General features: G+C 61.1%; 9 protein-coding genes. 4 read left to right on the top strand and 5 right to left on the bottom strand.

Translation table 11 applies throughout. The annotated features are described in order from the left end of the window. Positions 1 to 29 precede the first annotated feature (29 nt). From J2Y68_RS15565 to J2Y68_RS15555, 3 genes are all read left to right on the top strand, one after another. Complete coding sequence (locus tag J2Y68_RS15565) at positions 30 to 1,454, top strand: glycoside hydrolase family 1 protein (protein WP_309994699.1); 1,425 nt, start codon at positions 30 to 32, stop codon at positions 1,452 to 1,454. A 95-nt stretch (positions 1,455 to 1,549) separates the two neighbouring features. After that, positions 1,550 to 2,395, top strand: a complete 846-nt coding sequence (locus tag J2Y68_RS15560; RefSeq protein WP_209754599.1) for a PRD domain-containing protein — start codon at positions 1,550 to 1,552, stop codon at positions 2,393 to 2,395. 34 nt (positions 2,396 to 2,429) lie between these two features. Further along, positions 2,430 to 2,708, top strand: a complete 279-nt coding sequence (locus J2Y68_RS15555) for an HPr family phosphocarrier protein (RefSeq protein ID WP_309994698.1) — start codon at positions 2,430 to 2,432, stop codon at positions 2,706 to 2,708. 491 nt (positions 2,709 to 3,199) lie between these two features. On the opposite strand, the gene J2Y68_RS15550 is transcribed toward J2Y68_RS15555, so the two are convergent. Genes J2Y68_RS15550 through J2Y68_RS15535 form a run of 4 tightly spaced genes read right to left on the bottom strand, consistent with a single transcriptional unit; the run spans position 3,200 to position 10,805 of the window. After that, positions 3,200 to 4,636, bottom strand: a complete 1,437-nt coding sequence (locus J2Y68_RS15550) for an NAD-dependent epimerase/dehydratase family protein (RefSeq protein ID WP_309994697.1) — start codon at positions 4,634 to 4,636, stop codon at positions 3,200 to 3,202. 8 nt (positions 4,637 to 4,644) lie between these two features. Continuing rightward, the gene (locus J2Y68_RS15545) at positions 4,645 to 6,930 is read right to left on the bottom strand and encodes a glycoside hydrolase family 3 C-terminal domain-containing protein (protein ID WP_209754610.1); all 2,286 of its coding nucleotides are present in this window, start codon (positions 6,928 to 6,930) and stop codon (positions 4,645 to 4,647) included. Continuing rightward, positions 6,927 to 9,443: a glycoside hydrolase family 78 protein gene (locus J2Y68_RS15540; RefSeq protein ID WP_309994695.1), complete on the bottom strand. Its 2,517-nt coding sequence runs from the start codon at positions 9,441 to 9,443 to the stop codon at positions 6,927 to 6,929. Before J2Y68_RS15540 ends, J2Y68_RS15545 begins: the two co-directional genes overlap by 4 nt. Positions 9,444 to 9,461: 18 nt before the next feature. Continuing rightward, positions 9,462 to 10,805 (bottom strand): MFS transporter, encoded by a 1,344-nt coding sequence (locus J2Y68_RS15535; protein WP_309994694.1) that lies wholly within the window; start codon positions 10,803 to 10,805, stop codon positions 9,462 to 9,464. Between the two features lie 129 nt (positions 10,806 to 10,934). On the opposite strand from J2Y68_RS15535, the gene J2Y68_RS15530 reads away from it, so the two are divergent. Continuing rightward, complete coding sequence (locus tag J2Y68_RS15530) at positions 10,935 to 11,936, top strand: LacI family DNA-binding transcriptional regulator (RefSeq protein ID WP_209754616.1); 1,002 nt, start codon at positions 10,935 to 10,937, stop codon at positions 11,934 to 11,936. Between the two features lie 580 nt (positions 11,937 to 12,516). Here the strand turns inward: J2Y68_RS15530 and J2Y68_RS15525 are convergent. After that, on the bottom strand, positions 12,517 to 13,149 hold the full coding sequence (locus J2Y68_RS15525; protein WP_309994692.1) for a dihydrodipicolinate synthase family protein: 633 nt from the start codon (positions 13,147 to 13,149) through the stop codon (positions 12,517 to 12,519). Between the last annotated feature and the right edge of the window lie 49 nt (positions 13,150 to 13,198).

The raw sequence follows: 13,198 nt of genomic DNA, 5'->3' as shown, positions 1-13,198 counted from the left end.
CCCGACTGAACAAGGAACAAACTGTGAGCATGACCTTTCCCGAAGGATTTCTGTGGGGCGGCGCTACCGCCGCCAACCAGATCGAAGGCGCCTACAACGAGGGCGGCAAAGGACTATCGATCCAGGACGTGATGCCCAAGGGCATTACGGAGACCCCTACTGAGGGACCAACGCCGGAGAACCTCAAACAGGTAGCGATCGATTTCTACCACCGCTACGAGGAGGACATCGCCCTCTTCGCCGACATGGGCTTCAAGGTTTTCCGGTTCTCCATCGCCTGGAGCCGGATCTTCCCCCACGGTGACGAGGAAGCGCCCAATGCCGAAGGCCTTGCCTACTACTCGCGGATTCTTGATGAGCTGGACAAGTATGGCATCGAGCCGCTGGTAACCATCAGCCACTATGAGACTCCTCTCCACCTGGCGCGGAAGTACAACGGCTGGACCAACCGGGACCTGATCGGATTCTACGAGCGCTACTGCCGCACGCTCTTTGAGTACTTCGGCAGCCGGGTGAAGTACTGGCTGACGTTCAATGAAATCAACTCGGTGCTTCATGAGCCGTTCCTGTCCGGCGGCATTCCGGCGCCGAAGGAACAACTCACGAAACAGGACCTGTATCAGGCCATCCACCACGAGCTGGTGGCCTCCGCCCGAGCCACCCGGCTTGCCCACGAACTGATGCCGGACGCGCAGGTAGGTTGCATGATCCTTGCACTTCCCACGTACCCCTTGAGCCCGGATCCCGCCGACGTCGTGGCCGCAATGTATACGGCCCATGACAGCTATGCCTTCGGTGACATCCACTGCCGCGGCGAATACCCCGGCTACCTGTTGCGATACTTCCGGGACAACGGCATCGACTTGGACATCACCGTCCAGGACCGTGAGGACCTGAAAAACACGGTGGACTTCGTCTCATTCAGCTACTACATGAGCATCTGTGAGACGGCAGACCCCGCCAAGCAAGTCAAGGGCCCGGGCAACCTCATGGGCGGTGTGCCAAACCCCACCCTGCAGGCCTCGGAGTGGGGTTGGCAGATCGACCCACAGGGACTGCGCGTGGTGCTCAATGACTACTGGGAACGCTGGCAAAAGCCGCTGTTCATCGTTGAGAACGGTGTGGGTGCCAAGGACGAGCTTGTGGAAGCCGATGGCGTTAAGACCGTCAATGATGACTACCGGATTGCCTATTTGAACGATCATCTGGTGCAGGCCCGGGAGGCTGTACAGGATGGCGTCCAGCTGATGGGCTACACCGCCTGGGGCTGCATCGACCTGGTCAGTGCCTCCACTGCGCAGATGAGCAAGCGCTATGGCTTCATCTATGTGGACCGAAACGACGATGGGACCGGTTCCCTCGTGCGATACCCAAAGAAGTCCTTCGGTTGGTACAAGGAAATCATCGCCACCAACGGCGCGAGCCTGAAGATTAGCTCAACCCCTCATGGCTAAAAGCCAGAGCGGCCGGCACGCAGGCCCGGTGTGCGGGAGAAGAGAGGAATTCTCTGTTGCCGCGGCCGTTTCGTCGACGACGAAAGGAGGCGGATGTGGAAATCTTGCGTGTCTTCAATAACAACGTTGTCCTCGCGCGCGGCACTAACCATGAAGAGGTCATTGTCACAGGGCGAGGCCTGGGGTACCAAGCCAAACCCGGCAGCGCTGTGGATCAGACCAAAATCGTCCGAGTATTCGTACCGCAGGATGGACGGGACGCTGATAATTTCGGAGCCTTGGTCGCAGCCATTCCCCCCGAGCACCTCCTTCTCGCCGATGAAGCGCTGCAGCTAGCCAGGAGAGATCTGCCCAGCCCTGTCAGCTCGACCATCGTAGTGGCTCTTGCCGACCACCTGAGTTTCGCCATCAAACGCATGCGTCAGGGCATTGACCTTGAATACCCTCTGCGCGCTGAGGTGGCCCATCTCTACCCCGATGAGCTGCGGATAGCTCTCTACGTCCTAGATTTCGTGAATTCCCGCATTGAGCAGACACTGCCTGAGGCTGAAGCCGTGCCTATCGCACTACACCTGGTTAATGCTGGGTTCGCTACCGGAGACCTGTCTCTTACCTATCAAATGACAGGAGTGTTCACACAGCTTTTCGAGGTCCTGGAAAAAGCATACGACCGCCCCTTTGACCGTGACACAGTCAATGCAGCCCGTTTCATCACCCACCTGCGCTACTTTTTTGTCCGAGCTCAATCAAGCCGACAGTTGGACGACGGTGCGAGCACGCTGAGCAAGGCAATCCGTGAGTCCTATCCTGAGGCCTTCGCTAATGCCCTCAAGCTCCAAACAGTCCTCGAACTACGACTCGGCGAACCCCTGACCGAAGATGAAGTAACCTACCTGACCCTCCACGTCGCTCGGATGGTCGAAGATCTCCGCGTGCCCTGACCACCCCACCACTATCTGCGAACGGAAGCCAATAATGCCTGAACGAACTGCCATCATCGCCAGTACCTCTGGGCTGCACGCCCGCCCGGCCACCGTCTTCGTGAAAGCGGCCGCCGCATACGAAGACCTGGACATCACTATTGGACGCGAAGAAGAACCAGCCGGCGATTCCATGGATGCCAGCTCCGTCCTTTCCCTCATGAGCCTCGGACTGGAGCACGGCGACCGCGTCGTCCTCCGCAGTACAACTACGGGTTCGGAGCAGGCCTTGGACCACCTGGTTCGGCTGCTCCAGACCAACCACGACGCCTGAGATCTCGCGGCCAGGAACGAGTGCGAAAACGACTCATTGAAGACACGTCTTCAAAGCTGATCTGGGCAAACATCAGCTGTGCTGTCGGAACTACCGGGTCCGCTTACCTCGGGGACTGCCGGGAGCAGGCAGCTTCGCCTTCATCGTTGGCCTGGTGGTGGGTGTGGCGTCGTCCCTTGGGCCGTCCTTTTGGTACCTGGCATTCCCATTCACCTTGGTCGGATGTTGCTGATGGATGCAAAGTACCAACCGCACCGACAATTCAGCCACGATGCTCGGCAACCCTTCGGCGTGGCCGAATGTGTCAGGTTGCGCTGTGCCTAGTTGGACTACACGCGACTCAGAAAGCACGAGTTTGTCCGAAATCGAATATGCACGCTTGCCGGTAGCGCAGATTCGGGCATGCCCTAGCTCACGGGTAGTAGGAAAGACTGTTTGGGGTGCCCGCCTTTTGCCCTAGGGCCGGGTTGCGGGCACCCCAAAATAGTGGTTTAGGCGTTTGCTGGAACCTTGGGCTCGAGTTGAGCTAGGAACCTGTTTGCCGCTGCCTGATTCGGGTAGTCGGCGGGGTTTTTGACGCATTCAGGGCACCAGTGGCCGGCTGTGAGGATGAGCCGGGGGCTACCGTGGAAGGAATGCCCTGCTGCACATTCCCAAGGCAGGGGCTTTGAGATGTCGCCTGTGGTCTTGAAAGTGGAGGTTAGTGTGCCGCCACGGAATTCCGCTGCTTCCTTCATGTCCGCGAGTGTCCAGTCGGTCGGGTCCTTGTTTTCGTCGTAGCCGTGGTCCAGGAACTGTGGTTCTTTGTCGGGCCGGGGCGGCCAGAAGGTGGACCAGTCTCCGATGTTTTCCCATTCCTGTCTGGAGCCGAAGTAGGCATCGATCTTGGCGGTGTCGTTGGCTTCGATCCAGGCCATCGTGCCGCGCGGTTTTTTGGTGAGCGGTTTCATCACGAGGTGCTTGATCAGCGGCGCAGGGATCTTTCCGGCGAGCCGGACCCCGGCCGGTGCCGCTGCCACGGCCCTGTGCAGTGCTTCCTGGAATGTGTCTTTACGGAAGGGGACGAGGGATTCCAGCACGTCAGAGTCGGTGTACCAGAACCCGTGGAAGTTCCCGGTCGCGAACCAGTTCCGGTCGTACCATTTACGGGCGTCTTTGACGCCCATGGCGGCGGTCATGCTGGTCTGGAGGTCCCAGTTGGTCAGGCGCCATGATTCGCCGCCTCCAATGTTGTAAATGCCTCCCCAAAACTCTTGCGGGACGCCGTCTTCGCAGATGTTGGCGAGCAGGCGCGATGCATCCTCAACAGAGACCCATTCCAAGACCCCGGCCAAGGGAGTGTGGGTCATGATGGGGTCCCGGATTTCCAGGATGCCTGGGTGGAAGATGCCGGTCTGGCGCAGAGAAACGAAGTTTTTGAGTCCGGAGTCGATAAGTTCCCGCTCCGCGATGACCTTGCTTTGACCGTATTCGTCGTAGTGGGATACACGAAGAGGGTCACCGACGCGTCCCCAGTGGTTGGGCGGGTTCCGGTCACCGCTTTGGGCGACGGTGCCGATGGTGACCAGCCGGACCTTGTCTGGATCCGGCTGGCTTTTAACTGCTTTGATAACGTTCCTGGCGCCGCCGACGTTTACTTTATGTGCCAGCTCCGGGTGGTCGTCAGCAAACGGCGAGACGACGGCGCCGGTGTGCAGGACGTAGTCGGCACCGGTGACGCAGGACAACACGGTGGGGTAGTCCGTGACGTCGCCATAGACAACTCTGAGGTTCTCCATCCCCTCAAAATTGCGGATGATTGCCGTATCTTTGGCGGTGGGAAGGACCAGGGCGGTGACGTCAAAGCGGTCTGCGCGCTGGGCGAATTCACGCAGGATGTACTGTCCCCAATTCCCGGTGGCACCGGTAAGGAAAATCTTCTTTTTCACTCCCTGCCTCATCCGACCGGAGCCTCCCTGGTAGCGTGGATCAGCTGTTCCAAGGCTTCCTGGGGGATGGTGACGCCGGGGAACTTGGCGAACTGGTCCATGGGCATGGAGTACACCATCTTCAGCCCGTCCTGCATGGCCTCGGCAGCCTCGCGCTGCTCTTCCGTCATCGAAGCAGTCATGCCCTCGATAAGCAGGGGACCGGCCACCGGGTGGGTGAACCATTCCTCGACAGTTGAGGTGAGGCTCAGAGGGGCGGTTCGGCCCGCGTCTCCTTCAAGGCTAATTGCGCTGCGGGCTGCGATGTCGTGGGAGCTGCGTCCCAGTTCTATCGAGTACTCGCCCGGGGTGACGGCCCAGCGGCTGTCTGTGATGTCGTAGTGGGCGAAGGCGCGGCGGTCCAGTTCGAAGGCGAGCGTCCGCGACTCGCCCGGTTCCAGCGTGACCTTTTGGAAGGCACGCAGTTCGCGAAGGGGTTTCCGGACCGGCCCCTTGGGTGCTGCCACATAGATCTGGACGACGTCCGCGCCTGCACGGTCACCAGCATTCGTTACAGTGAGGTGGACTGTGGCATGGTCAGTGCCGGGCACGTCCACGCTGAGGTCAGAGTAAGTAAAAGTGGTGTAGCTGAGGCCATGCCCAAAGGGATACCGGGCTGGGACGTCGACTGTCTCGTGGTACCGGTAACCGACCAGGGCGCCTTCACCGTAGCGCACGTGGCCTGCCTCGCCGGGGAAGTTGATGAAGGAGGCGGTGTCGTTGAGCCGGAATGGGATGGTTTCGGCGAGCCGGCCGGATGGATTAGTGCGCCCAGTGAGCACGTCGGCGAGTGCTCCACCGCCGGCCTGGCCTAGAGCCCAGCCCTCAAGAATGGCGTCAACGTCATCGTGCCAAGGTTCCAGTGTGACCACTCCACCGTTGGACAGGACAACAACGGTGCGGTTACTGACGGCTGCGACGGCCTCTATGAGGGCTACGTGGTCGGCGGGAAGGTCGAGGTTGGTGCGGTCGAATCCTTCGGATTCTTCCTTCTCGTCCAGGCCGACGAAGACGATGCTGACGTCGGCTCGGCGGGCCAAATCCGTGGCTTCTTCCAGCAGGAGAGAGGAGGCTTCCGTACCGGTGACGCCGTAGCCGGGTGCGTAATGTACGTGGTCCTCGCCCAAATTTTTGCGCAGCTCCTCGAGGGGAATATCGATGCGTGTGGGGTTGATGTGGGAGCTTCCTCCGCCCTGATAGCGCGGTTTTTCGGCGAACTCACCGAGGACGGCCACACGGGTGCCGGGCTGGAGCGGAAGCGTGCCATTTTCGTTGCGCAGGAGGACGATCGATCCCCCGGCCGCCCGCCGGGCCAGGGCGTGGTGGGCATCGACATCGAAGGCTGAGGTGTCGCCGCCTTCGAATGCTGTCAATTGCTGCAGCGCCGCGACCCTGATGGCGCTGGCGTCAACGAATGAGGTGTCGAGGCTGCCATCTTTGACCGCGCTGATGATTTCGGCAGTGGTGGTGCCGTCGGAGCCGGGCATCTCCAGATCAAGACCTGCCTTCAGGGCCGCGACCCGGTTGCTCACGGCACCCCAGTCGGATAGGACGGCCCCGGTGAAGCCCCATTCTTTCCGGAGGACATCGGTGAGGAGCCATGTGTTTTCCGAGGCGTAGGTGCCGTTGATTCGGTTGTAAGAGCACATCACGGCGGTCGGCTTGCTCTCCTGGACCACCCGTTCGAACGCGGGAAAGTAGATTTCACGCAGCGTCCGTTCGTCCACGTCGGAGCTGATCCGCATACGGTCGGTCTCCTGGTTATTGGCAGCAAAGTGCTTGACGGACGTTCCGACGCCCTGGCTTTGGACGCCGCGAACCCAGGCAGCACCCAGCACGCCGCTGATCAGCGGGTCTTCGGAGAAATACTCGAAGTTCCGCCCGCAGAGCGGAGATCGCTTGATGTTAACCGCAGGTCCGAGGAGGACATTCACACCCAAGTGGCGGGCTTCACGGCCCAGCGCCTGCCCGACCTCCTCTGCAAGCTCTTGGTCCCAGCTTGATCCGAGCGCCGTCCCGGGAGGAAAGCACGTGGCGGGCAAACTTCCATGGATTCCCAGGTTGTCAGCTTCACCGGCCTGGCGCCGGACGCCGTGGGGTCCGTCGGTGAGGACCATTGAGGGCACGCCGTTTACCTCAGCTGTGGACCAGAAGTCACGGCCGGACAGGAGGGCTGTTTTGTCTTCCAGCCTGAGGTCTTTGACGACTTTGGTGACTACTTCGTTTTTCTCTGAGCTGGGGGCGGGGGCAATCATGCGGGTACCTCGTTCTTTGTTGTCAGGACGTTTTCGAGTGCTTCGGCGAGTCCGGCGGGGCTCATGGGGATCATGCCGAGCATGTCCCTGATGCTGATGTTTTTCGCGTCGGGGTTGTTGGCATCCAAAGGGACGCCGGGGAAGAAGGATGAGAAGGTTGCGGTGAAGCTTTCCCACAGTTCCTTGTCCTGGGCGAGAACGCCGAAGGTGGTGTCCAGACTGTATTCCGGCGTTTCATTGTGTCCTGCCGGAAGCTCGTAGCTCCAGCTATGGCTCCCGTGTCCTACTTCTACTTCCAGGTTTTCCGGGTGCACCGGCAGGACAACGTGGGCGGTCGTACCCTCCGGGACCTTGACGTCAAGGGTTACGGTCCCGTCGACAATGCGCCAGGACACGGCGGCTTCACCGAACGGGGTGAGGTGACGGGCCGAGGCGCTGGTGAGATCCCCGCCTGGCTTGGGGGCCACAGTGATGCGTTTGTAGCCGGGTTCGGCGGGTGCGAGGCCGGCTACCGTGCGGTGCATCCAGTCAGCTACTGCTCCGAGGGCATAGTGGTTGAACGAGGTCATCCCGCCGGGGTTAATGGTGCCGTCCGGTCTCATGGAATCCCAGCGTTCCCAGATAGTGGTGGCATCCATGGTGACCGGGTACAGGAACGACGGGCATTCAGTGTTTAGTAGGAGCTTGTAGGCGTCGTCCAGATGCCCTGTCTGCGTGAGCGCGTCGCAGAGGACCGGGGTGCCAACGAATCCGGTGGAAATGGTGTGCTTGGCCTGAGTCACCAGCTTGGCCAGCATTTCCCCGGCGCGTTCCTTCTGTCCGGCGTTGAGGATATCGAAGGTGATGGCCAGGGCGTAGGCGGTGGCAGAGTTGTTGGCCAGCCTGCCGGCCGGGGTGACATACTCGTCCTGGAAGGCCTGCTTGACCTTTGCTGCGACACGGGAAAACCGTTCTCCGTCCTCGCTGTTGCCAAGGATGGCCGCCGTTTTTGCCATCACTTCCGTGACGCGGCAGAAGTACGCGGCTGCCACGAGATGTGACTCGGTTTTGCCGCCTGACGGGTTTTCCGGGGGTGCGTCGGGGTCGAGCCAATCGCCGAATTGGAACCCCGAGTCCCACAGCCCGTCGGGGTTCAGCAGCCCTGCGACTTGGTCGGTGAATTCGACCATGGAGGTGTAGGCGTCTTCGAGGATCTGTTGGTCCCCATAGGCCTGATAGAGAGTCCAGGGCAGCAGGACGGCGACGTCGGACCAGACAGCGGTGGTCATCGGTGCGGCATGGGTCTGGAAGTCCGGGACGACCATGGGCACGTAACCTTTGTGCTTCTGTTCCAAGGCAAGGTCGCGAAGCCAGGACCCGAGGACGCCTCGGACGTCGTACAGGTACGCCGCTGTTGGGCCGAAGACGTTGATGTCACCGGTCCAGCCAAGGCGTTCATCCCGCTGGGGGCAGTCGGTGGGCAGGCTGACGAAGTTGCCTTTCATGGACCACACGGTGTTGTTGTGGAGCTGGTTCAGCAGGGGGTTGGAGGTTTCGAACCATCCCGTGCGCGCCATGTCGGTGTGAACGACGACGGCGGTGAGCTTGTCCATGGTCAGTTCTCCGGGGTAGCCCTCAATTTCGGTGTAACGGAACCCATGGAAGGTGAAGCGCGGTTCCCATAGTTCGGGTCCGTTGCCGCGCAGGGTGTATTCGTCTGTTGCTTTGGCTGTGCGCAGCGGGCGGACGCCAAGCTCGCCGTTGTCGAGGACTTCTGCATGGCGGAGGGTCACAGTGGTACCGGCGTCGCCTTCAACGCTCAGGCGGATCCAGCCGACCAGGTTCTGCCCGAAGTCGGCGATGGTCTTCCCCGAGGGCGTGGTGAGGAGCCGTTGGACCGGGATTTCCTCGATGCGGCGGACAGGTTCCTTCGTGGGGGTTTCGAGGGTCGTCAGGTCCCAGTCAATGACTTCCACCGATGCCCACGTGGAGGCATCAAAACCAGGGGCGGACCAGCCGACTTGCTCCAGCCGCGCGTCGTAGTGTTCGCCATCGTAGATGCTCTCGAAGAGGACGGGGCCGGGGGAGGTGCGGAACTCTTCGTCGGTGCCAATGCTTTCGCGGTGGTCCCCGTAGTCGAGGTCAAGCTGCATGAACAAGCCTGGACGGTCAGCGAAGATGTTTTTGGTTGGTCCTGCGCCTTCCCAACCAAGCCGACCTCGCGCCCATCCTTCCCCGACCATCGCACCCAAGGTGTTGGCGCCTTCGGTGATAAGTTCCGTGACGTCGTGGCTGCTGTAGTTCAGCCGGTGGCGGTAGGTGGTCCAGCCTGGTGCGAGGACTTCGTCGCCCACGCGTTGCCCATTAAGGTATGCCTCAACAAGGCCGAGCGCCGTCACGTGCAACGTGGCCCGCCGGATATTGGCGGAGTTGAAGTCGCGGCGGAAAAGGGGTGCCGGCTGGGGGTGTTCGGACTGATCGGCGGGTGCTGCCGGGGCGATGAACCTGGCGGTCCACGGGAAGAAGTGGCTCATGTGTTTCTTTCTGCAGTTCTAGCGGACTGATTTGATGCGGAGCACGGACAGGCCGCCCAGGATCGTGACGACGCCAGCGACGATGTAGAGGAGTTCGTAGTTCTTGTCAGTGCCGGTTGCGCCTACGGCCAGGAAAAGCGGTGCGATGATCGGGGCTAAGGCTTGGGGGATCGAGGTCGCGAAGCCGGTGATGCTCATGAACCTGCCGGCGTCGGTGTCCCTTTCGGGCAGGACGTCAAGGAGCAGGGCCTGGTCAACTGCCGAGAATGCTCCGATGCCGACTGAGGTAAGCAGGGAACCGGCGATGAGCAGCGGCACGTCAGGGGCAAACGCCATGAGTATTGCGCCGGCAGCGAAGATGACGGCGGCGGTCAGGACGAACAAGCGGCGGCGGCGAAGGCGGTCAGAGAGGAATCCGCCGCCGATGGCACCGAGAGTTGTGGCGAGGATGCCGGTGCCGCCGATGGTGGCGATGAGTGGGGCTACCTCGCTGACTTCAACGCCGAGCTTGGAAGCGAAGAAGAACGCCGTGAACGTGGTGTTGAGGGTAAGCCCGAAGTAGAAGAGGAAGCGGCCCGCCCAGTTCCACGAGTAGTCCGGGTAGTGCTTGGGGTTGTATACGTATTTCTTCGCAATTGCCTTGATGCTGAGTTTCTCGGCAAAGGTCAGTGCCCGGCTGTCGTCTTCGTGCACGAGGAGGACAAACAGTGCTACGAGAATCACTCCCACCAGTCCGGGGACCAGGAAGAGCAGGACGCTTCGCTGTGCGAAACCTCCGGCGATGACGAGGCCGAAGACGGGTGCTATCTGCGTCGCGAAGCCGGCTAGCCCGGCCACCTTGCCGCGCTGAGACTCCGGGAGCCGGTCTGCCGTGGAGATCTGCAGGTTTGCGAGCACCTGCCCCCAGCCCAGCTGGGCAAGGATCCAGCCGAGGCCCAGGATGAGGACGTCAGGGGCAAGCCCCATCACGAACAGCGAGATGACACCAAGGATCGTGCCGCCGATCATCCAAGGACGGCGGCGGCCAATCTTCGTGCGGGTACGGTCGCTTAGCACTCCCGCTAAGGGTGCTGTGAGCATCACGGCGAAGGCACCCGCGCCTGTGATGTACCCCAGGTATTCCTCGTGGCCCGGGGCCAGCTCCTGGACCCGGATGGACAACGAAATGGCAAGCGGGGTGATGAAGGCTACGAAGACTCCAAATTGCGCCAGAACCATAAACCAGATGTAGCGGGCGGAGACCTTCGGCAAGTCCGGCTTCGTGGTCTCAGGCCGATCATCGGCCACATCCGTGACGGAGGTGGCAAGGGGAAAAGCAGTAGGCGGGACAACCTCGTTGGGCTTGTCGTCGCGAGTACTCATGAGGACTCCGTTGTCTAAATGTCTTGGTGAGGAACACCACTAGTACGTGCTAGTAGCGGTGGGTAAGATGCTAGCAAGGCGCTAGCGCGGATGGCAAGAGTATTTTGTAACGATTCAAGGGAGTGCGGGTTGACTACAGCGACGGGACGCCGGGTGACGGCGGCTGACGTGGCCAGGGAAGCGGGAGTTTCACCCGCCACGGTCGGCTTCGTAATGAACCGGACCAAGGGGCAAACAATCTCCGAAGCCACCCGGAAACGTGTTTTGGCCGCGTCCCAGGAGTTGAATTACAAGCCGCACCATGCCGCACGGGCGCTTCGAAGTGGGAGGAATAAGATCGTCCTGCTTGTCCTGCCTGACTGGCCCTTGGCGCACAGCCTGCGCACGAATCTTGAAGTCCTGACCCATGAGCTTGCCAGCCACGGCTACACCCTGGTCACCTACACGCCGCTTGCCGACAGCACTGCCACGCCCCTCTGGGCCATTCTTGAGCCTGCCGTCGTCATTGGCTACGGACAGTTCTCGGACGAGGACTTGGCTGACATGAAGTCCCTAGGCATCCGGAACATCATTCCGGACCGCGCGACCGCGCAGCCCTCCTCCGACTTCACCTCAGGACCAAAGCTTCAGGCCCAATACCTTCTGGGGCTCGGCCACAAGCAGCTTGGTTTCGCTCACCCCGCCGACCCGCGGCTGGAAGAGTTTGTTGCAGCCCGGCTTCATCTCGTCGAGCAGGTTTGCAGCGAGACAGGCGTTCCAGCCCCCGTCGTCAGGCAGGTCGATTATCAGGACCCCGCCTCAGCGTCCGCCGTCACCGCCTGGCATGAAGCAGGCGTGACGGGCATCGTCGCGTACAACGACGAAACCGCGGCGGACGTCATCTCGGCGGCGGCGCGAAAAGGTATACGTGTTCCAGAAGAGCTCTCCGTCATCGGCCATGACGACTCCCCACTGGCCGCCCGGTTCCTTCCCCCAATCTCCAGTGTCGGCGTCGATATGGAACAGCTGGGTCTCTATACGGCTGGGATCGCCCTGCATCACGCAGAAGGACACCCGCTGCCCGATGTGCCCACCAATACCGCGCGGATCGTTCCTCGGGAATCAGCCGCACTGTTGGTCCGACGCCGATAACGGATATTCGGTTAAATAGCTATCGGGTAATGTCAGGAAGCAGGAGCCATGTGAGGATTCCCGCACGCCTTGCCCGTTGAGGTGTCTTGAAGGTCGCCTCGCGCTGGAGGAGCGTTGGGCAGGGTGGGGGAGCGCGGGCAACTTGCGGTCGCGGGCTGGCCTGAGAGTAGCGCGAATTTTCCGTATTGTTGACGGCGGCTCATGATGTTCTCAGATCCCACTCTGACAGTTGAAGGACAGGAAACTGGGCTGCGGCAGCCTGGGATCTATCAAAAATAGCCCGAAGCGTCGGGTCTTGATGCAAGTCGCTCAGCGAAGGGGCGGGCGATGTCACCTCCTGCGGTTCGTCAGGTGTGTGAGAACCACACCGGAACTCCACTGACGGGCAAGTCTTCACACGTCAGCCAACATCAGGTTGTGCGTAGTTCAGACGGTAGGGAAACTCACGGCGACTAAGTACTTCAGTACTTTAGCCGGGCTCGATTCAGCAGATCTTATATGTCTAACGCCCGGCAGAGGTTCCTGCCGGGCGTTGCTTTCTTCTTTTGTCGCTTTTCCGAGTGATCTCGAAAGCTAGGGCTTATGAAGTGAGGATGTTGTTGGCGTCGTCGATCACGCTGCTGATCAGGTCCCGTATGGCGGCAGAGGGCGCGTCGATGCTCATTCGAGTGGAACCGCCCGTAAAGCCCCGGAGACCGATGCCGTACTTGAGGTTGGCGATATTGGGGCCGAGGACGGGGACCAGAAGCTCGATGGCTTTCTGTGCCTGTGCGACCTTCTCGTCGTTGCCCTCTGCATGCGCGGTGCGGTAGGCAGCCCACGGTTCCGGGCACACTGCGGAGACGCCGGAGACGGTGCCCCGGCCGCCGGATGCAAGGATGTTGGGGAGGTCCGCGTCGTTGCCGGACCACAGCTTGAAGCCCTCCGGCGCCTCAGCCAGGTAGTGACTCACCCTGGCCGAAGCGCCACCCGAGACCTTGATGCCGTCCAAGCCCACGGCAATCAGGCCCTTGAGGTCTTCGGGGGCAACATCGGTTCCGGCAACCTCTGGGAAGAAGTACCCATATAGTTCACCGTCCGTAACGGCGTCACGGAGTTCCTGGTAGTAGCTGGCCACGGCGGCAGGGGAAGCTGTCAGGAAGTAGGGGGTGATGGCGGCAAACCGCTTGGCGCCGTCTGCAGCCGCGGCCTTGTGAGCGATGAAGGAAAGCATGGGTCGAGAGACGCCTTCTCGGCGCGCACTTGCCTGCTGAGGCCCTTCC

The sequence above is a fragment of the Paenarthrobacter nitroguajacolicus genome (genome assembly GCF_031455195.1).
GTDB lineage: Bacteria > Actinomycetota > Actinomycetes > Actinomycetales > Micrococcaceae > Arthrobacter > Arthrobacter nitroguajacolicus_D.
The sequence above is the reverse complement of the archived record's forward strand: the minus strand, read 5'-3'. Positions and strand labels throughout refer to the sequence as shown.